Here is a 19394-nt window from a genome sequence, read left to right as displayed (position 1 = left end):
GACGCCGCGCGCGGGAGATTTGGGCTGCATTCCGGCAGCCGCCCTGTCGGATGTCTTCGATGACCGATTGCGGCGCTGGATGCCCGAGTCGGTCGGGGTCGTGCACACGGTACCGATTTCGAGCCACCTCATCGGCGGCCCTCCCGGCGTTGCGATGACGACCCTGTTTCGCGGTGGCGGCCCGCGACGGCCGAGGCGGTGGCCTCGGCCTGATCAAGCTCGTCGGCAGTCAGCGCGTCCCGGCCGAGCACGTATTGCTGGGTCAGGTGATTCCACGCGCAGGAGCGGCACACCTCCACGACGAAGACTTGGAACTCACGCAGAGTCATCGCCAGGACGGGGAGCTCGGCCAGCTTTCGGGCCTGCCCGGCGGACTGCTTGAGTTCATCCCCGTAGATGTAGTGCACCAGGGTGAGATTGTCGCGGCGGCAGACCGGACAGCGGTCGTCGGTCGGCTCGCCATGGAACAGAGCTGCGTTTTTCAGGTACGGCGACGCATCGCAGACCTCAAGCGTCCCGATCCGGCCGTTGTGCACGTCACGCAGCACTGCCCGCTTCTGTAGCGAGTAGTCGACGACCTGCCGCTGCGTGCGCATGGCGAAGAGAGTACGCGGTCCACGGCGGCGCGGCGACAGCCATCACTCTGCGTGGCGTGGTGATCGCGTAACCGGCACCACGTTCTGTTCTTCTTGCGTCCATCTCCGAGCAGATCTACTGTTGCGATGTATCGGGCCGATACATCGGGTACGAAGAGGGGGTGGCCAGTGTTGGAGTTGGCGATCCTCGGTCTCCTGCAGGAGACCCCGATGCACGGCTACGAGCTTCGCAAGGAGCTGGCGACCAAGCTCGGCACGATCCGCGCGGCAATCAGCTACGGCACCCTGTACCCGACTTTGAAGCGGCTGCAGACCGCCGGCTGGATCACCGAGTCGGCGTCGGATCCGTCGATCATCCCCCCGATGACCAGCAAACGCGGGCGGGTTGTTTACAAGATCACTGCGGAGGGCAAGGAACGCTTTGCCGATCTGCTCGCCCAGGCCGGCCCGGAGACGTACGACGACGCCGGCTTCGGGGTGCACTTCGCCTTCTTCGCCCGCACCGATCAGGCCACCCGCCTGCGCATCCTCGAGGGCCGCCGACGGCGGATCGAGGAGCGCCGCGAGGGCCTGCGCGAGGTTCTTTCCCGCGCCGGTGAACGGCTCGACGCGTACACGCTGGAATTGCAACGCCACGGACTCGACGCTTGCGAGCGCGAGGTCCGGTGGCTGGAGGAGCTCATCACCAACGAGCGCTCCGGCCGCGCGCCGGCTACCCCCGGCTCCTTCGACCTCCCCGCCGCTGAGTCACCAAAGCGAGTGGCCGGGGACGCATCCCCCCAAACCCCGCGTCCGCACGAGGACCGGCCGTGATGAAACAAGGAGGCAAACGCGATGGGCTCCGTCCGCGTCGCCATCGTCGGTGTGGGTAACTGCGCCTCGTCCCTGGTCCAGGGCGTGGAGTACTACAAGAACGCCGACCCCAACGACCGCGTCCCGGGTCTCATGCACGTGACCTTCGGCGACTACCACGTTTCCGACGTGCAGTTCGTCGCGGCGTTCGATGTGGACGCCAAGAAGGTCGGCATGGACCTGGCCGAGGCGATCGTCGCCAGCGAGAACAACACGATCAAGCTGACCGACGTGCCGCCGACCGGCGTCACCGTCCAGCGTGGACCGACCTTCGACGGTCTGGGCACCTACTACCGCGAGATGATCGAGGAGTCGCCGGCCGAGTCGGTCGACGTGGCCCAGGCGCTGCGCGACGCGCAGGTCGACGTGGTCGTCTCCTACCTGCCGGTCGGCTCCGAGCAGGCGGACAAGTTCTACGCCCAGGCCGCGATCGACGCCGGGTGCGCCTTCGTCAACGCGCTGCCCGTCTTCATCGCCTCGAACCCCGAGTGGGCGCAGAAGTTCACCGACGCGGGCCTCCCGATCGTCGGCGACGACATCAAGAGCCAGGTCGGTGCGACGATCGTGCACCGCGCGCTCGCCAAGCTGTTCGAGGACCGAGGCGTCGAGCTGCTGCGTACGTACCAGCTCAACTTCGGCGGCAACATGGACTTCATGAACATGCTGGAGCGCAACCGCCTGGTCTCCAAGAAGATCTCGAAGACCCAGTCAGTGACCAGCCAGATCCCGCACGAGATGGTCAAGAGCGACGTGCACATCGGCCCGTCCGACCACGTGCCGTGGCTCGACGACCGCAAGTGGGCCTACATCCGCCTCGAGGGTCGCTCGTTCGGCGACACCCCGCTGAACGCCGAGCTCAAGCTCGAGGTGTGGGACTCCCCGAACTCGGCCGGCGTCATCATCGACGCGGTCCGCGCCGCGAAGATCGCCAAGGACCGCGGCATCGGCGGCCCGATCCTCTCGGCGTCCTCCTACTTCATGAAGTCCCCGCCGGTCCAGTACAACGACCACGACGCGAAGGAGGCCGTCGAGGCCTTCATCCGCGGCGAGATCGAGCGCTGACACGGCGAGCAACGCAAAGGCCGGGCCGCCGAGGCGACCCGGCCTTTGCCGTTTCCTCACCAGCTCCGCGGGTACGGCGTCAGTCGCATCGCGATCTCGCGGACGTCGGTGACCCGGCCCGCGGTGATGTCCGCCGGTCAACCCCAGGCGCGTGCCAAAGCGACCCGCGCCTCCAGCTCCAGCAGTTTCCGCTTGCGGTCGAGGCCGCCGCCGAAGCCGACCATCTTGCCGCCGGCGCCGACCACGCGGTGGCACGGGACGATGACCGGAACGGGGTTGTGGTTGCAGGCCGTGCCGACCGCGCGGGCCGCGCCCGGGTCGCCCAGGGCAGTGGCGATCGCGCCATACGTGATCATCTCGCCATAGGGAATCTTGGCGATCTCGGCCCAGACGGCACGCTCGAACTCGGAGCCGCCGCGCAGCTCGAACGGCACGGTGAAGTCGGTGAGCTCGCCGGCGAAATACTCCGTCAGCTGCGCGGCGGCCGGATGCTCCGCGGACGGACCTGGGCGCGCGCCGAAGCGCACCTTGATCACGGTGTCACCGGCGACGGTCACGCCGAGCGGGCCGATGGGCGAATCGACGACGAACATGCCACCGATTCTGCTCCGGGGGTATGACAAGAAACCCGATCAGGACGACAGGTGACCGTTGTCCCGGGCCCACTTGAGGAGCTCCGCCTCGGCCTCCTCCCGGCTCAGCGGGCCGCGGTCGAGCCGCATCTCCTTGAGGTAACGCCACGCCTGCCCGACCACCGGGCCCGGCGGCAGGCCGAGCAGTTCCATGATCGCGTTGCCGTCGAGGTCGGGGCGGACCCGGGCCAGGTCCTCTTCGGCCTGCAGGCGGGCGATCCGCTCCTCGAGCGCGTCGTAGTCGGCCGCGAGGTTGGCGGCCTTGCGGCGGTTGCGGGTCGTGACGTCCGAGCGGGTGAGCCGGTGCAGCCGGGTGAGCAGCGGCCCGGCGTCGGTCACGTAACGGCGCACCGCGGAGTCGGTCCACTCGCCCCGGCCGTACCCGTAGAAGCGCAGGTGCAGCGCGACCAGATCGACCACGTCGGTGATGACGTCCTTGGGGTATCGCAGGGCCTTCATCCGCTGCTTGGTGAGCCGCGCCCCGACGATCTCGTGGTGGTGGAAGCTCACCCGGCCGTCGCGGCCGACCGCCTTGGTGGCCGGCTTGCCGACGTCGTGCATGAGCGCGGCCATCCGCAGCACGAAGTCGGGACCGTCGGCGCCCTCGAGGCGGATCGCGTTCTGCACGACGGTCAACGTGTGCTCGTAGACGTCCTTGTGCTGGGCGTGCTCGTCGATCTCGAGCTTGAGTCCGGAGATCTCCGGCAGGAAGCGGTCGGCCAGGCCGGTGTCGACGAGCAGCCGCAGCCCGGTGATCGGGTCGGCGCCGGACATCAGCTTGGTGAACTCGTCGCGGACCCGCTCGGCGGTGATCCGGTCGAGATCGGGTGCCATGCGCTCCATGGCCGCGATGACCGATTCATCCACCTTGAAGCGGAGCTTCGCGACAAACCGGGCGGCGCGCAGCATCCGAAGTGGATCGTCGCCGAACGAGATCGAGGGCGCGGCCGGCGTGCGGATCACCCGGGCCGCGAGATCGGCCAGGCCGCCGAACGGGTCGGTGAAGACGTGACCGGGCAGCGACACCGCCATCGCGTTGATCGTGAAATCGCGCCGCTCGAGATCCTCGAGGAGCGACTTGCCGTAGCGGACGATCGGGTTGCGGGTGACACCGTCGTAGGCCTCGGCCCGGAAGGTCGTGATCTCCAGCCGCAGGCCGTTCTTCTGCACCCCGATGGTGCCGAACTCGCGACCGGTCTCCCAGATCGCGTCCGCCCAGCCCTGCACGATCGCGAGGGTCTGCTCGGGCGGCGCGTCGGTACAGAAGTCGAGGTCGTCACCGAGAGCGCCCAGCAGCGCGTCTCGCACCGAGCCGCCGACCAGGTGCAACTCGTGGCCGGCCGCTTCGAACCGGCGCCCGAGCTCATCCGCGACCGGGGACACTCGGAGCAGCTCGGCGACGGCCTTGCGCTGGGCAGCATTCAACACAGACATGGGACGACCAGCGTATCGGGTCTTCAGTCCGGTCTTGGGTGGTGGGCGGGGTGGTCGGATGGCGGTGCGGTGTACGCCCCTGGGCACTGGGCGGGCGCGTGGCAGGAGCCGCAGACAGCAGGCAGTATGAACCCGTGCCCGTTTCCGAGGCGCTGCGTCGCCTGAGTGAGGACCCCGGGTTCTGGACGGGCGCGAGCGCGACCCCCGCCGGCCTCGACGCGAGGGAGCTGCGGGTGACCTTGCCGGTCACCGGCGGCTATGCGCTGGTGTTCGAGCTCGATCTGGCAACCGGCGACCGCACGCTGGGCCTGCGCGTCCCGGCCAGCTCGGAGCCGATCCAGCTGGGCTGGGCCGAGGCGGCCGGCCCCTACCCCGCGGCGCTGCGCTGGTGGGAGCTCGACCTGTGCGCCCGGGTGATCGCCCTGGAGGATCCGACCCTGCCGCACCCCGGCCTGGTGGTCGCGCTGCTGTCCCCGTTCGCCCCGGCCACGCCGGATGACGACGAGACCCTCGTCGCCGCCGTGCGCGAGGTCGCCTACCGCTCGCTGCGCCGGGACGTGCCGCCGGTCACGCCGCACGGTCCCGAACAGGCGCCGCTGCCCCTGTTCGCGAGCGCCGAGTGGTGGCCGGCGCCACCCGCGCCGTCACCGCAGGTGCTCGACGAGGCCGCGATCGCCGAGCTCACCCGTACCGTGACGCGGTTCCCAGAGGTGCGACAAGGGTCGCGCTTCCCGCGGGAGAGCCTGGCCGATCTCGTACGCCTGGCCGCCGCGCACCTTGATCGCCTGCCGCGCCAGTCCTGGTATGCGACGACCGTCCCGCTGGCCCGGCACATCCTCGACACCGGTGACCTGGCACCCGTTCCCGCTCTGCTCGGTGCGCTGACCGAGGCCGGCTGCGATCACCCGACGGTGCTGGATGCGCTGAGTGAGCCCCTGGTTGCTGCCGAGGCGTGCTGGATGGTCGAGACTCTCGCGGGCGCGCGCCCCGGCACCCTCCTGCGACGCCATGTATGACGTACCCCTTTATGGTGACCCTGTGTTCTCATCCCCGGTGGAGGCGGCGTGACCGGCGGCCTCTATAACAGTGCCAACTCGCGAGGCTTGCCGCCGTCCGCGGACGACGTGCCGAGCGACGAGGAGGTCCAGCCGCAGCCGGGGACCTTCGAGCAGACCCGGCAGAACCCGCCCGGCGTGTACGGCCGCCCGGTCGATCCGGAGGCGGTGATCGGCCCGGTCACCACGTCCATGCCGGGGGTGCCGCTCGAGCAGGACAATCTCCCGCCGCAGGAGGTGCCGGCCGAGAGCCAGCGGCCGGCGGCCGGCGGCGGCCTGCTGCGATCCAGCGCGATCATGGCGGTCGGCACGCTGGCGTCCCGGGTCACCGGCTTCTTCCGGTCGGCGCTGCTGGTCGCGGCGCTGGGCACCGGACTGCTGGCCGACTCGTTCAACACCGCCAACACGATCCCCAACATCGTGTTCGACCTCCTGCTCGGCGGCGTGCTGACCGCGGCCCACGTCCCGCTGCTGATCCGCGCGCGCAACAAGTCGGAGAAGTACGGCGAGGAGTTCGAGCAGCGCCTGTTCACCGTCCTGCTCTGCGCGCTCGCTCTGATCACCGTGGCCGCGATGTCGGTCGCGCCGATGCTCATCAACCTGTACGGCAGCAAGTTCACCCCGGCGCAGCATCGGATCGCCGTGCTGTTCCTGCTGTTCTTCCTGCCGCAGATCTTCTTCTACGGCTTCGCGGCGGTCGCCGGCGCCTCGCTGAACGCTCGGGGCCGGTTCGCCGCGCCGATGTGGACCCCGGTCATCAACAACATCGTGGTGATCGGGGTCCTCGGCGCCTTCATGGTCATCACCCACGGTGACAAGCTGACTCCGGAGACGATCGGCGACGGTCAGCTCCGCTTCCTGGCGATCGGCGTGACGGCCGGCGTGGGCGCGCAGGCGTTCGGTCTGATTCCCTCGATGCGGGCGCTCGGCTTCAACTTCCGCCCGCGCTTCGACTTCCGGCGCGCCGAGCTGACCCAGATGTGGGGCATGGCCAGCTGGACCCTGCTCTACGTGGTGGCCCAGCAGGTCGCGCTGGTCGTCTACACCAACCTCGCCAACGCGGCCGGCGCGCGCTACGCCAAGGAGACCGGCAGCCACACCGGCGTCGGACTCACGCCCTGGACGAACGCGTACGCCTTCTTCCAGCTCCCGTACGCCGTGGTCGCGATCTCGATCATCACGGCGATCCTGCCCCGGATGACACAGAGCGCCGCCGAGGGAAAGCTGAGCCGGCTCGCCGGAGAGCTTCGCGAGGGCCTGCGACTGTCGCTGGCGCTGATGCTGCCCGCGGTCGCGCTGCTCTTCGGCGCGGCGAGCGAGATCTGTTTCGTCCTGTTCGCGCACGGCAACACCAGCGCGGCCAGCGCGGAGGTGATAGCGAACGTGCTGCGGGTCTTCGCGATCGGCCTGACCCCGTTCGCGGTGCTCCAGCTGCTGCAGCGGGGTTTCTACGCCCAGCAGGACACCCGCACGCCGGGCCTGGTCGCGATCTTCTCGACCGGCATCGGGGCGCTGACCGCCATCGTGTTCTCCCGGGTGCTGTCGACCGAGCACGTGGTGCTCGGCATCGCCGGCGCGCAGGGCATCTCCTGGGCGTTCGGCTGCCTCGTGTCCGTCGTGCTGCTGCGCCGCCGGGTCGGGCGCCTCGGCGGGCGCGAAATTCTGACCCTCTTCTCGAAGGCCGCGATCTGCAGCCTGGCCGCGCTCGCCGTCGCCGAGATCGGCCATCTGGTCGTCGGCCCGCACGTGAACGACAGCTTCGTGCTGTCCGCGATCCTGTTGGCCGCGCAATGCGTGCTCGGCTTCGGAGCGTTCCTGGCGGTGGCCGCGGTGGTCCGGCTCCCCGAGATCAACCAGGTCATCGGGATGGTCCGCCGCAAGATCGGGCGCTGACCGTACGGGTGAGGATCGAGCGCTGATCGGCAGGGCAAAAAGCGTCCACCGTTCCAAATCGGTCGCGGCGGGACCCAGACTACCTTCGGGGCACCATCTGATCAGGTGCTTCTCCGCCGTTTCGGGTCGAGAAAAGTCCGTTCGGACGGGCAAGTCCGAGTGCCGCGCCGGGGGGACGACCTGCCGTAGGGTTGGTACGGGCGGGTATGGTCAGTGTCGGCATGTGCGCAGCGCACGTCGTCAGTTGCACCCAGCGCGCTATCGGCGTGCGCGGAGCACCGAGGGAGGACGGGTGACCCAGGTCGGCGAAGGCCACGAGACCGCGGCCGATGCGGACGGACCGGTCATGACCCGCGGTAACCCCACCGTCGGTGAGATCCTGGCCGAGCGCTATCAGCTCGAGGAGCACGTCAACGACGACAGCGCCGGCCGCCAGGTCTGGCGCGGTGTCGACGTGATCCTCCGTCGTCCCGTCGCGGTGGTGCTGCGTTACCCGGGCGGTGACTCCGCCACCGAGATGCTGCAGGCCGCGGTCGACGCGAGCCGCGTGATCCACCCCAACCTGGTCGGCGTCTACGACGCGATCGACGAGGGCACCCGCGCCTACGTGGTGCGCGAGTGGGTCGACGGCGCGTCGCTGCGCGAGCTGGTCACCCAGGAGGGCCCGTTCGACCCGGCCCGGTCCACCACGATCGCGCACGCCATCGCCGACTCGCTGGCCGCCGTGCACGCGACCGGCATGGTGCACGGCAACGTGCACCCCGGCACGACCCTGATCGCCGACGACGGCCGGGTCGTGCTCGCCGACGCGCGGGCCGACGCGGCCGACAGCGCGGAGAAAGACGCTCGTGCCGTCGGCGGCATTCTTTACTACGCCCTGACCGGGCGCTGGCCGCACGCCGAGGTCGGCCGGTCGTCGATTCCCGACGCGAACCGCGATGGATCGGGCAACCCGGCCGCCCCGCGGCAGATCCGCGCGGGCGTCCCGGCGTACCTCGACGATCTGACGATGGATCTGCTCGACAGTCGGGTCGCGGCCCCCGAGGCCGCCGCACTCTCCGCCGAGCTGGCCCGGCTGGACGCCGCCGCCGACGACGACTACGAGGACGTCGGCCCGCTGCGCTTCTCCCAGAGCAATGCCACCTCCGAGCCGCCGCGGAACAGTTCCAAGATCGTCATTGGGGTGGCGGCGCTGGTCGTCATCGCCATCATCGGCCTGGTCTTCGGCATCCGCGCGATCACCAGTTCGGGTACGCCGCAGTCGAAGTCGACCACCCAGGCGAACGCCGGCGGCGCGCCGACCAGCGCGGGCACCGACACCCAGGCCCCGGCGAAGAACCCGGTGCAGATCAAGCTCACCCCCGACATGGTGCGCATCGTCGACCCGCCGTCGGGCGACCGCAGCGACTCCGACGAGGCCAAGAACGTCGTCGACGGCGACCCGAGCACGTCGTGGACCACGCACAGCTTCAAGTCCGCCAAATTCGGCAACCTCAAGGCCGGCATGGGTGTCCTGATCAACCTGGGCGCCAAGCGGAACCTTGCCGACGTGCGGGTCGAGACCTCGTCGTCCGGCGTGGGCATGGACATCCGCTACGGCACGATCGACCCGGGCGACAACAGCCAGGGCGACCAGAAGATCGTCGACACGTACAAGAGGCTGGGTGAGCCGGACGCCGACGCGAAGGGCGACGGCACCAACCGCATCTTCTCGGTCTTCGATCCGAACACCCAGTACCAGTACATCCTCGTCTGGCTGACCGAACTGCCGCCGAACGACGACGGCAGCGGCTTCAAGGTCAGCGTCAACGAGGTCTCGGTTTACGGCTACTGACCCGCCCACAGGTTAGATTGCTCCCGTGACTGAGGGGCCGAGCGACGCCGACCTCCTGCGTGCGCACCTCGACGGTGACGCGCAGGCGTTCGCCGTGCTGGTCCGCCGGCACCGGGACCGGCTGTGGGCGGTCGCCCTGCGCACGATCGGCGATCGCGAGGAGGCCGCCGACGCGGTGCAGGACGCGCTGCTCTCGGCGCACCGCAACGCCGGCAAGTTCCGCGGCGACTCGGCCGTCACCACCTGGCTGCACCGCATCGTGGTGAACGCCAGCCTCGACCGGATCCGTCGCCGGCAGGCGCACCCGACCGTGCCGCTGCCGGACGGCAGTCGCGCCGACGACCGGCCGTCCGCGCCCGAGCCGGCCGCACCGCCCGAGGATCACGACACCAGGCTGGTGGTGCGGCAGGCGCTGGCCGATCTGCCGGCCGAGCAGCGGGCCGCGATCGTGCTGGTCGACGTGCAGGGCTATCCGGTGGCCGAGGCCGCCGAGATCCTGGGCGTCGCCGAGGGCACGATCAAGAGCCGCTGCGCGCGCGGCCGCGCCCGGATGGCACTGGCCCTGGCCGGCCTGCGCGGCGCGGCACCCGACGACGCGCGACAAAGCGGCGCGGCACCCGACGACGCGCGACAAGGCGGCGCGGCACCCGACGACGCGCGACAAGGCGCCGGACGAGGCTCGGGAGACGCTGGTCACGCCGCCGGCGGGAACCAGCAGGCCGCCCAGACCGTCCCATCCAGACCGGGAGCGGACCATCCGCTGCCCACGCCGGCCGAGGGGAGGGACGAGAGGTGACCGGGGCCGAGTTCCGCGGGGTCGACGTCGACCTGCTGGCCGACTACATCGGCGGCGCGCTGGTCGATACCCCCGACGAGTCGATGGTCGCCGCGCTGATCGCCGACGACCCGGCCTGGCGGTCCGCCTACGAGTCCCTCAGCGGCGACATGGCGGCGGTCGAGGCCGAGCTGGGCCGCCTCGAGGCAGTGCCGATGCCCGACGACATCGTGGCCAGGCTCGACGTGGCACTGGCCGAAGCGACGACGAAACCGCAGCTCACCTTGATCCACGGGGACGCCGCTTCGCCCGTACGGGAAAAAAGGAAGTTGCGGTGGGTCACGCCGATCGCGATCGCCGCGGGCGCGGTGGCGTTTGTCGGATTCGGCCTCGACTACCTCGCCGGTCTCGAGCGTGGCGCCTCGGACAAGGCTTCGAACACCAGCGCCGCCGGCTCGGGCGAGGCTCGGCAGGACACCGCCGAGGCGCCCGCCGCTGCGGGTGGGCAACCGGAGCGCTCCGAGCCCTACGCCGCGCAGGACAACGCGGACGCCGGCAAGACCACCGCGCTGCCGCAGCTGCGCTACACCGGCATCGACTACACCGAGGCGACACTCGCCGAGCCGGCGCCGCAGCCGCTGGCCGCCTCGGCATCGTCGATGGCGGGCGGCGTACTGCGCCGGCTGAGCACGCCGGTCAACCTTCAGCAGTGCCTTGACAAGATCGCCGAGGCGAACGGTGCCGGCCCGATCACGGTCGATACGGTGGATTACGCGAAGTTCGAGGGAATGCCCGCGATCGTGGTGCGTTTCACCGCCAAGAATGGCACCTGGGCCTGGGCGAGTGGCCCCGCGTGCGGCACATCCGACCGCGGCGCGGACACCCGGGCGAAGGTGTCGGTACGCTGAGCGCCACACCCCGGTGAGGTCGGCCACGGCCCGCCCTGGCGGGAATGGCATGCGCCTAGCATGACGTTCTAGCGTGCAGTGTCGCCGGGCGTTGACCCGGCGAGTTTTTGACGACAGGGAGTCGGCAGTGGACGAGGTCCGCAATCTGATCATCATCGGTTCGGGGCCGTCCGGCTACACCGCGGCGTTGTACGCGGCCCGGGCCAATCTCAAGCCGCTCGTGATCGAGGGCGTCCAGTCCGGTGGCGCGCTGATGACCACCACCGAGGTGGAGAACTTCCCCGGGCACCGGGACGGCATCATGGGCCCCGAGCTCATGGACAACATGCGGGCGCAGGCCGAGAAGTTCGGTGCCGAGTTCCTCACCGACGACGTGACCCGGGTCGAGCTGACCGACAAGCCCACCGAGGCCGGCACCGAGGGTCTCAAGACCGTCTGGGTCGGCGACAAGGAGTTCTTCGCCCGCGCCGTGATCCTCGCTACCGGCTCCGCCTGGCGCCCGATCGGGGTGCCCGGCGAGCAGGAGCTGCTCGGCCACGGCGTGTCGTCGTGTGCGACCTGTGACGGCTTCTTCTTCCGCAACCAGCACATCGTGGTGGTCGGCGGCGGCGACTCCGCGATGGAGGAGGCGACCTTCCTCACCCGCTTCGCCGAGACCGTGACGATCGTGCACCGCCGGGACAGCTTCCGGGCCAGCAAGGTCATGCAGGTACGCGCCCTGAACAACCCGAAGATCAAGATCGAGTGGGACTCGGTCGTCGAGGAGATCCTCGGCGACGACGGCAAGGTCGTCGGCGTCCGGCTCAAGAACGTCAAGACCGGCGAGACCAAGGTGCTTGACGTGACCGGTGTGTTCGTGGCGATCGGCCACGACCCGCGCAGTGAGCTGTTCAAGGGCCAGATCGAGCTCGACGACGAGGGCTACGTGAAGGTCGACTCCCCCTCGACCCGCACCAACATCCCGGGCGTGTTCGCCGCCGGTGACCTCGTCGACCACACCTATCGTCAGGCCATCACGGCCTCCGGCACGGGTTGTGCCGCGGCGCTCGACGCCGAACGCTTCATCGCCTCATTCGTAGAGCTGTAAGGGAGAGGTCGTCGTGGGAGCAGGCAAGGCCGTCACCGACGCCACGTTCACCAGTGACGTGCTGCAGTCGGACAAGCCGGTGCTGGTGGACTTCTGGGCGGAGTGGTGCATGCCCTGCAAGAAGGTCGACCCGCTGCTCGGCGAGATCGCCAAGGAGATGGGCGACCGGGTCGAGATCGTCAGCGTCAACATCGACGAGAACCCGGAGACCACCCGGGCGTACCGGGTGATGTCGGTCCCCACGCTGACTATCTTCAAGGGTGGCGAACCGGTCAACTCGGTCACCGGGGCCAAGCCGAAGACCGCCCTGGTGAGCTTCATCGAGTCGGCTCTCTGAACCGATAGTCACGCCCCGCATCCTTTCGGATGCGGGGCGTTGTCGTGCCCCGGGCGGATTGCGCCACCGGGTGGGTGCGGCGGTTGGGGAGTACGCTCCGAAGTCGTTCTTCATTTCCCTCGGACCCATGCAAGGAGTCCCGCGTGCGTTCCATCCGACGTGGAGACAGCGGCCCGGCCGTTGCCGAGATCAGATCCATCCTGGTTGGCCTGGATCTGCTCGACAGCCCCTCGGACGCCTTCGACGACGCCATGGACACCGCGGTCCGCGCGTTCCAGCAGAGCCGCGGCATCGGCGTCGACGGGCTGGTCGGCGACGAGACCTGGGGCGCGCTGGATGCGGCGCGCTGGCGGCTCGGCGCCCGCACGCTCTACCACTCGGTACCGGCCGCGCTGGTCGGCGAGGACGTCCGGGCGCTGCAGGAGCGGCTGCTGGAGATGGGGTACGACACCGGCCGCGCCGACTCGATCTACGGCGGGCGCACCGCCCGCGCGGTCGCCCAGTTCCAACGCGAGGTCGGCCTGACCCCCGACGGGTCGTGCGGTCCCAACACCATGAAGGCGCTGCGCCGGCTCGGCCGCAAGGTCGTCGGCGGCCGCCCCCAGTGGCTGCGCGAGGCCGAGGCGTTCCGCCAGGCCGGCACCAACCTGATGGGCAAGACCATCGTGATCGACGCGGGCCACGGCGGCGGCGACGACCTGGGCGTGGTGGTCCCCGAGGGCCCGCTGCGCTGGACCGAGGCCGATCTCGTCTTCGACCTGGCCGCCCGGCTCGAGGGCCGGCTCGCCGCGGCCGGCATGCGGGTGCACCTGACCCGCGGCCCGCACCCGGCCCGGCCGATGACCGGCGCCGAGCGGGCCACGCTGGCCAACAGCCTGGGCGCCGACCTACTGATCTCGCTGCACGTCGACGGGCACGAGAACGAGGCCGCGCACGGGGTGGCGACCTACCACTACGGCACCGGCAACGGGCTGAGCTCCACGGTCGGCGAGCGGCTGGCCAACCTGGTGCAGCGCGAGATCGTGGTGCGGACCGGGATGCGGGACTGCCGGATCCACGCCAAGACCTGGGAGCTGCTACGGCTGACCCAGATGCCGGCCGTACGCGTCGACCTGGGTTACCTGACCTCGCCCACCGACCGTGATCGGCTGGTGAATCCACTGTTCCGGGATCAGATCGTCGAGGCGATCCTGGCCGCGGTGCAGCGGATGTACTACCCCGTCGAGATCGACGTGCCGACCGGCTCGATCGACGTGCGGCAGCTCCGCGTGGCCCTCAGTTCTCCGCGCTCCGCGTAGCCGTCGCGGGCCGCACCGGGCGCAGCAGCGTCTCCGGGCTCATCGAGCCGAGCAGCTTCTCCAGCGCGTACTCGACGTCGGACTTCCAGGACAGGGCCGTCCGCAACTCCAGCCGTAGCCGCGGATAGCGCGGATGCGGGCGTACGGTCTTAAAGCCGACGGAGAGGAAGAAATCGACCGGCGCAACGCAGCCTGTCTGCTTGTCGTCGTCGGCCTCGCCGAACTTCGCGTCGCCGAACGCCTCGATCGCCTTCACCCCGCGCTTGGTCAGATCGCGTGCCACCCCCTGCACCAGCATGCGGCCCAAGCCGCCACCGGCGAACGCGGCCACCACGTGCGCGGTCATCATCAGCGCCGCGTCGGCGCTCACCGGCGACGTGGGAAAAGCCATCGAGCGGGGGACGTACGCGGGCGGGGCATACATCACGAACCCGGCCGGCATGCCATCCACGTAGGCGAGCTTGCCGCAGGAGCCCCACTCCAGCAGCGTCTGCGACACCCACGCCTCTTTTTCCAGGCCCGGGTCGCCGGACGCGCACGCCCGCTCGGCGGCGACCGGGTCCAGCTCCCAGTAGACGCACTGCCGACATGGGCGGGGCAGGTCCTCGAGGGTGTCCAGCGTGAGATTGACCAGGCGTCGCGACACAGCCATCCCCCTCACTGGGCCACGGCGCGTACGTCTGCCAGGCCCCCACCGGCCCCGGGCAGGATCCTACGCCGCAAAATCCATGAACGGGACCAGGTCGGGCATCCACCCGGTTATCCGAGGGCCTCCCGTGCGGGAGCCGACTAGCATTTGTGGTCCCGGCCTGCCTTAAGGAGGGCACAGATGACCGGCACCACCCAGGACGACTACACCGATGTGTACGCGCGACGCGTGCGCGGGATGACGACCTCCGAGATCCGCGCACTGTTCGCCGTCGCCAGCCGTCCCGAGGTGGTGTCGCTGGCCGGCGGCTCCCCATACATCGCCGCACTCCCGCTGGACGCCGTCGGCGAGATGCTCGGCAGCCTCGCCGCCGAGCACGGCGCGGTGAGCCTGCAGTACGGCATCGGCCAGGGCACGGTCGAGCTGCGCGAGCGCATCTGCGAGGTGATGGCGCTCTCCGGCATCCGCGGCGCCTCCCCCGACGACGTGGTGGTCACCGTCGGCGGCCAGCAGGCGATCGACCTGCTCGCCCGTCTCTTCCTCGACCCGGGCGACGTGGTGCTCGCCGAGGGCCCGAGCTATGTCGGCGCGCTCGGCGTCTTCCAGGCCGCCCAGGCACAGGTTCACCACGTACCGATGGATTACGAGGGGCTGATCCCGGCCGCGCTCGAGGAGGCGATCGCCGCGGTGGCGCGATCCGGCCGCCGGGCGAAGTTCCTGTACACCATCCCGACGTTCCAGAACCCGGCCGGCGTGACGCTCACCGAGGAGCGGCGGGAGCGGGTGCTCGAGATCTGCGAGCGGGCCGGGTTGCTGGTGGTGGAGGACGACCCGTACGGGATGCTGTCTTTTGAAGGCGATGCCCCGCTGCCGTTGCGCGCGCGCCGGCGCGATGGGGTCTTCTACGTCAGCACGTTCTCCAAGACCTTCGCTCCCGGTCTGCGGGTGGGCTGGATCCTCGCGCCGCACGCGGTGCGGGAAAAGCTCGTGATGATGAGCGAGGCGAACGTGTTGTGTCCGAGCGCCTTCGCGCAGGGCGCCGTCACGCAATACCTCACCACCATGCCGTGGCGCGAGCAGATCAAGTCGTACCGCGAGATCTACCGCGAGCGCCGCGACGTGCTGCTCACCGCGCTGCGCGACCTGATGCCGGCCGGCACCAGCTGGACCAACCCGGCGGGCGGCCTGTTCGTCTGGGCGACCCTCCCCGAGGGCCTCGATTCCAAGGCGATGATGCCGCGCGCGATCGCGGCGAGGGTGGCCTACGTGCCCGGCACCGGCTTCTACGCGGACGGCACCGGAACGAGCAACATGAGACTCAATTTCTCGTACGCGTCGCCCGACCGCCTGCGTGAGGGTGTGCGTCGGCTCGCCGGCGTGATGGAGCAGGAGCTCGCGATGCGGGCGGTGTTCGGCCCGGCCTCGGCGCCGCACCACCATCGTCGTCGCGGCGCGGCCGCCGCCGACGCCCCCGGCCCCGACTTGGCATGATCCCTTCTATGGCTGCAGGTGACGATGTGCGCGTGATGGTTCTGGCCGGTGGCCTGTCGTACGAACGGGACGTCTCGCTGCGCTCCGGCCGCCGCGTGCTCGACGCGCTGCGCGACGCAGGTGTGCACGCCGAGATGCACGACGCGGACGTCTCGCTGCTGCCCGCTCTGCAGGCGGATCCACCGGACGCCGTGGTGATCGCGCTGCACGGCGCCACCGGCGAGGACGGGTCGCTGCGCGGGGTGCTCGACCTGTGCGGGGTGCCCTACGTCGGCTGCGACGCGCGCGCCTCCCGGCTGGCCTGGGACAAGCCGTCGGCCAAATCGATGCTGCGCGAGGCGGGCATCCCGACGCCCGACTGGGTGGCGCTGCCGCACGACCGGTTCTCCGAGCTGGGCGCGGTCGCGGTGCTCGACCGGATCGTCGACCGGCTCGGCCTGCCGCTGATGGTCAAGCCGGCGCAGGGCGGCTCCGGCCTGGGAGCCGCGGTGGTCCGGGAAGAGGTGGATCTTCCGGCCGCGATGGTGGGGTGCTTCGCGTACGACTCGACCGCGCTGGTCGAGAGGTACGTGCGGGGCAAGGATGTCGCCGTGTCGATTGTTGACCTCGGCTCCGGCCCCCAGGCGTTGCCGATCGTCGAGATCGTGCCCCGGGACGGGGTGTACGACTACGCGGCCCGCTACACGGCCGGCCTGACCACGTGGCACACGCCCGCCCGGCTCGACGACGAGACGACCGCGCGGGTCGCCGAGACGGCGCTCGCCGCGCACAAGGCGCTCGGCCTGCGCGACCTGTCCCGGGTCGATCTGATCGTGGCCGAGGACGGTTCGCCGCAGGTGCTCGGGATCAACGTGTCGCCCGGGATGACCGAGACCTCGCTGTTGCCGCTCGCAGTGCAGGCGGCCGGCCTCGATCTGGGCCACATCCTGGCGACGCTGATCGGGCGGGCTGTGGCCCGGGCGTAGTCGCGCGTCCCGCGCGGGGGTCGGGCTGGCCGGCTCTGGGGCTGCCTTGTTATCGCTGGCCCTGGGCAGCCGCGCGCAATGACCTGCTCGCGGGCGCCCGGGTTATCGCCGGGCCGCTAGCGTGATCCGGCGTGCAGGTCCCTGGGCAGAATCGCGGCGCCGCTTTTACGTGATCGCCCTGGGTTGCACGGCAGGGACGTCCTCCACCATGTCGTTCGCGACCGCGATCGTTGACGCCGTCTTGGTCTCGGTCTTGGCCTCAGTCGCGACCGTCGCCTCGGTCTCGGCCTCCGTCCCGGTCCCGTTCTTCGCCTCGGTTTCGGTCTTGGTCTCCGTCCCGGTCCCGATTTCGGCGTCGGTCTTCGCTTCGACGTCGCCCAGGGTGGCGGGGCGGTGGTCGTCGGCGTCGTGCGCCGCGGACGGGCTATGTGTGATCGTGGAAGGCGCCTCCCATTGGATGTGCGGCGGCTCGGCGATCGCCTGGCCGCCGAACTCCGCAAGCCACGCGGCAACCAGGGCGAGGTTTTCCCGCCACTGAGGCTCGGGGATCACCGGAAGGATGTCGTCCCAGAGCGAAAGGAACGTGCCGCGGAGCTGTAGCCGGCCGTAGGGGCGGGCCAGGAACCACAGATGCAAATGTGCGGAGCCGTCACCCCATCGGTTGACATGAACGCGCGCCACGCCGTCCAGCGATCGGATCGCCCGCTCGAGGCGCACCGTCATCACACCGAGCTCGGCGGCGAGCAGGTTGGGCAGGTCGCCGAGATCGAGGTGCGACCGGCACTCGAGGATGAGGACCATCGGCAGCCCTGTGGGGCGATCCATGGCCCGGACTCGCCACCGTTCACTGACCCAGATGTACGCCTCATCAGGGGTGTTGCAGGCAACGCAGTCCGCCGCGTCCTCACCGCTGCGCGGCGGCTCGACCTCAACCGGGTCGGCCAGGGGTTTGACCCGCATGTCGCCCTCGAACGGGAAGGAGGGCCAGCGCGTGAAGTCGGGCAGAGGGGCGGCGTTGTCGGGCACGGCGTGACTTTAGCCGAGGTCAAGGCGTGTGTCCCGGGTCAATTTTCCGGCGGCACGGTAACCATGCGTCGGCCGTCTCATCACCGAGATCACCATCGATGCCGATCACGGTCCGTGGACACCAAGCAACCCCCACAGTTATCCACAGAAGTTATCCACAGGCCGCCCGGTTTCACGTGAAACACGACGTCGCAGCCTTGCACGCCCTGTGGATGAACCCTTGGAAGGCCACCCCTCCATCAACGTTGTTTCACGTGAAACCGCCCCAGCCGGTTTCTCAACAGCCGTTACCCACAGCCTGTGGATAACCGCCGAGGCAGCGCCCGAGCATGCCGGCCCGCCGAGTCTTGGAGCCAGACTCGCATTCACTTTCCGCCCACCCAAGTGAACAGGCCTCGATGGCGACCAAGGGCCGTGGCCGGCCCACCCGAGTGCCGTTCCCGGATGGGGTCCCATCCCGTCGCCATCCCGTCCCCTCGCCGTCTCCGTCGCCTGTCGCCTGTCGTCTGTCGCCTGTCGCCTGTCGGCCTCGCCCTCGCGTCCCATTGCCCTAACCTTGCCCGCGCCCGCGCCCGCGCCGGCGCCCTGCGCCCGCCGTCGCCCCGCGGCCGCCCTCGCCCCGCGCCCGCCCTCGCCCTCCGCCCGCCCCGCCTTGTCCGTGGCCCTCGCCGCATTGTCCGTGCCCTCGCCGCCTCGTCCGTGCCCTCGCCGCCTCGTCCGTGCCCTCGCCGCCTCGTCCGTGCCCTCGCCGCCTCGTCCGTGCCCTCGCCGCCTTGTCCGTGCCCTCGCCGCCTCGTCCGTGCCTTCGCCTCGTCCGCACCCTCGCCCTCGCCATGGGCCAACCCCTCGCCTCGCCCTGGGCCCACCCGCGCCCCGCGCCCCGCGCCCTGCGCCCTGCGCTCTCGCCCTGCCCTGCCCTCGCCTCGCCCTCGGAGTCGGCGTCCACGTCGACCGCCGAGCAAGCGCCCGGCCGTAGCTATGGATGGCGGGGCAGCCTTCCGTCGCTCGTGAGTCCTGGCTCCCGCCCTACACCGGCCATGCAATTCCGCACACGCGCTCCGCGAGCTGCCTCCGCCCGCCCGCTCGCCGGGCCGCCCACGCAGGCGCCAATGCCGACGACGTCGACGCCAGCAGCGTCGGAATATTGCGGCTGACCCGATGCGACTTCCCACCCAAGGCAGGCGCGGCTCGGCGGCGCTGTATGGCCGGCTCGGCCTCGATCTCTGGACCGATGTAACGACGGCCATCGGCTACGCCGGCCTGCCGCAGGCGTCGCCGTCTTCGTCACTCCCGTTTGTCCGTGGGGCTGGCATCGAGGTTCGCCCGACGTGCATTGCTGGCGGAGGTCGCGCCACCGCCCAGCCGGAGGAGGCGACCAACGGCCGGACTCCGCCGGGCTCCGGCTGCGCCGGGGAAGCGATTGGTTTCACGTGAAACCCGGCTCCCGGCTCCCGGCTCCCGGCTCCCGGCTCCCGGCTCCCGGCTCCCGGCTCCCGGCTC

17 protein-coding genes are annotated in these 19394 nt (G+C 70.2%); 12 read left to right on the top strand and 5 right to left on the bottom strand.

The genetic code is table 11. The annotated features are described in order from the left end of the window. Positions 1-128: 128 nt before the first annotated feature. Positions 129-596, bottom strand: coding sequence for a DUF5318 domain-containing protein (locus tag ODJ79_RS00085; RefSeq protein WP_263021174.1), 468 nt, complete (start codon positions 594-596; stop codon positions 129-131). Positions 597-764: 168 nt separating this feature from the next. Between ODJ79_RS00085 and ODJ79_RS00080 the strand changes: the two genes are divergently transcribed. After that, entirely contained in the window at positions 765-1409 is a 645-nt protein-coding gene (locus ODJ79_RS00080) for a PadR family transcriptional regulator (protein ID WP_263021173.1), read from the top strand. A 21-nt stretch (positions 1410-1430) separates the two neighbouring features. Continuing rightward, positions 1431-2510, top strand: a complete 1080-nt coding sequence (locus tag ODJ79_RS00075; RefSeq protein ID WP_263021172.1) for an inositol-3-phosphate synthase — start codon at positions 1431-1433, stop codon at positions 2508-2510. 137 nt (positions 2511-2647) lie between these two features. Here ODJ79_RS00075 and ODJ79_RS00070 read toward each other — a convergent pair whose 3' ends face one another. Both ODJ79_RS00070 and ODJ79_RS00065 read right to left on the bottom strand, forming a co-directional pair. Beyond that, positions 2648-3103, bottom strand: a complete 456-nt coding sequence (locus ODJ79_RS00070) for a methylated-DNA--[protein]-cysteine S-methyltransferase (RefSeq protein ID WP_263021171.1) — start codon at positions 3101-3103, stop codon at positions 2648-2650. Positions 3104-3142: 39 nt separating this feature from the next. Further along, a complete protein-coding gene (locus ODJ79_RS00065) occupies positions 3143-4576 on the bottom strand; it encodes a CCA tRNA nucleotidyltransferase (protein ID WP_263021170.1) in 1434 nt (477 codons plus the stop codon). Between the two features lie 134 nt (positions 4577-4710). Between ODJ79_RS00065 and ODJ79_RS00060 the strand changes: the two genes are divergently transcribed. From ODJ79_RS00060 to ODJ79_RS00025, 8 genes are all read left to right on the top strand, one after another. Beyond that, on the top strand, positions 4711-5592 hold the full coding sequence (locus tag ODJ79_RS00060) for a hypothetical protein (RefSeq protein WP_263021169.1): 882 nt from the start codon (positions 4711-4713) through the stop codon (positions 5590-5592). Positions 5593-5640: 48 nt separating this feature from the next. Further along, positions 5641-7524: a murein biosynthesis integral membrane protein MurJ gene (gene murJ, locus ODJ79_RS00055; RefSeq protein ID WP_263021168.1), complete on the top strand. Its 1884-nt coding sequence runs from the start codon at positions 5641-5643 to the stop codon at positions 7522-7524. A gap of 292 nt (positions 7525-7816) precedes the next feature. Next, a complete protein-coding gene (locus tag ODJ79_RS00050) occupies positions 7817-9358 on the top strand; it encodes a protein kinase family protein (RefSeq protein WP_263021167.1) in 1542 nt (513 codons plus the stop codon). 16 nt (positions 9359-9374) lie between these two features. Further along, positions 9375-10154: an RNA polymerase sigma factor SigM gene (gene sigM / locus ODJ79_RS00045; protein WP_263021454.1), complete on the top strand. Its 780-nt coding sequence runs from the start codon at positions 9375-9377 to the stop codon at positions 10152-10154. Next, the gene (locus ODJ79_RS00040) at positions 10151-11041 is read left to right on the top strand and encodes a hypothetical protein (protein WP_263021166.1); all 891 of its coding nucleotides are present in this window, start codon (positions 10151-10153) and stop codon (positions 11039-11041) included. Before sigM ends, ODJ79_RS00040 begins: the two co-directional genes overlap by 4 nt. Positions 11042-11168: 127 nt before the next feature. Then, the gene (trxB, locus tag ODJ79_RS00035) at positions 11169-12128 is read left to right on the top strand and encodes a thioredoxin-disulfide reductase (RefSeq protein WP_263021165.1); all 960 of its coding nucleotides are present in this window, start codon (positions 11169-11171) and stop codon (positions 12126-12128) included. Positions 12129-12141: 13 nt separating this feature from the next. After that, positions 12142-12465 carry a thioredoxin gene (gene trxA / locus ODJ79_RS00030; protein WP_263021164.1) on the top strand — a complete coding sequence of 108 codons (324 nt, stop codon included), beginning with the start codon at positions 12142-12144 and terminating at the stop codon, positions 12463-12465. A 143-nt stretch (positions 12466-12608) separates the two neighbouring features. Next, positions 12609-13763, top strand: a complete 1155-nt coding sequence (locus ODJ79_RS00025; RefSeq protein ID WP_263021163.1) for an N-acetylmuramoyl-L-alanine amidase — start codon at positions 12609-12611, stop codon at positions 13761-13763. On the opposite strand, the gene ODJ79_RS00020 is transcribed toward ODJ79_RS00025, so the two are convergent. Continuing rightward, positions 13741-14409 carry a GNAT family N-acetyltransferase gene (locus ODJ79_RS00020; RefSeq protein ID WP_263021162.1) on the bottom strand — a complete coding sequence of 223 codons (669 nt, stop codon included), beginning with the start codon at positions 14407-14409 and terminating at the stop codon, positions 13741-13743. The two genes, ODJ79_RS00025 and ODJ79_RS00020, sit on opposite strands and share 23 nt — an antisense overlap. A 183-nt stretch (positions 14410-14592) precedes the next feature. Between ODJ79_RS00020 and ODJ79_RS00015 the strand changes: the two genes are divergently transcribed. Continuing rightward, positions 14593-15903, top strand: coding sequence for a PLP-dependent aminotransferase family protein (locus ODJ79_RS00015; RefSeq protein WP_263021161.1), 1311 nt, complete (start codon positions 14593-14595; stop codon positions 15901-15903). Further along, on the top strand, positions 15900-16868 hold the full coding sequence (locus tag ODJ79_RS00010; RefSeq protein WP_263021160.1) for a D-alanine--D-alanine ligase: 969 nt from the start codon (positions 15900-15902) through the stop codon (positions 16866-16868). Before ODJ79_RS00015 ends, ODJ79_RS00010 begins: the two co-directional genes overlap by 4 nt. A gap of 165 nt (positions 16869-17033) precedes the next feature. On the opposite strand, the gene ODJ79_RS00005 is transcribed toward ODJ79_RS00010, so the two are convergent. Next, positions 17034-17873, bottom strand: coding sequence for a hypothetical protein (locus ODJ79_RS00005; RefSeq protein WP_263021453.1), 840 nt, complete (start codon positions 17871-17873; stop codon positions 17034-17036). Positions 17874-19394 lie beyond the last annotated feature (1521 nt).

Origin of the sequence: Actinoplanes sp. KI2 (assembly GCF_025630775.1) — a bacterium.
Classification (GTDB): Bacteria; Actinomycetota; Actinomycetes; order Mycobacteriales; family Micromonosporaceae; genus Actinoplanes.
This window is presented reverse-complemented; position numbering and strand designations above follow the sequence as displayed.

What these genes read in the sequence shown, in the direction of transcription:
- ODJ79_RS00010 (WP_263021160.1), top strand. Translation starts at nt 15,900, where the DNA reads ATGATCCCTTCTATGGCTGCAGGTGACGATGTGCGCGTGATGGTTCTG.
- ODJ79_RS00065 (WP_263021170.1), bottom strand. Translation starts at nt 4,576, where the DNA reads ATGTCTGTGTTGAATGCTGCCCAGCGCAAGGCCGTCGCCGAGCTGCTC.
- ODJ79_RS00070 (WP_263021171.1), bottom strand. Translation starts at nt 3,103, where the DNA reads ATGTTCGTCGTCGATTCGCCCATCGGCCCGCTCGGCGTGACCGTCGCC.
- ODJ79_RS00075 (WP_263021172.1), top strand. Translation starts at nt 1,431, where the DNA reads ATGGGCTCCGTCCGCGTCGCCATCGTCGGTGTGGGTAACTGCGCCTCG.
- ODJ79_RS00015 (WP_263021161.1), top strand. Translation starts at nt 14,593, where the DNA reads ATGACCGGCACCACCCAGGACGACTACACCGATGTGTACGCGCGACGC.
- ODJ79_RS00085 (WP_263021174.1), bottom strand. Translation starts at nt 596, where the DNA reads ATGCGCACGCAGCGGCAGGTCGTCGACTACTCGCTACAGAAGCGGGCA.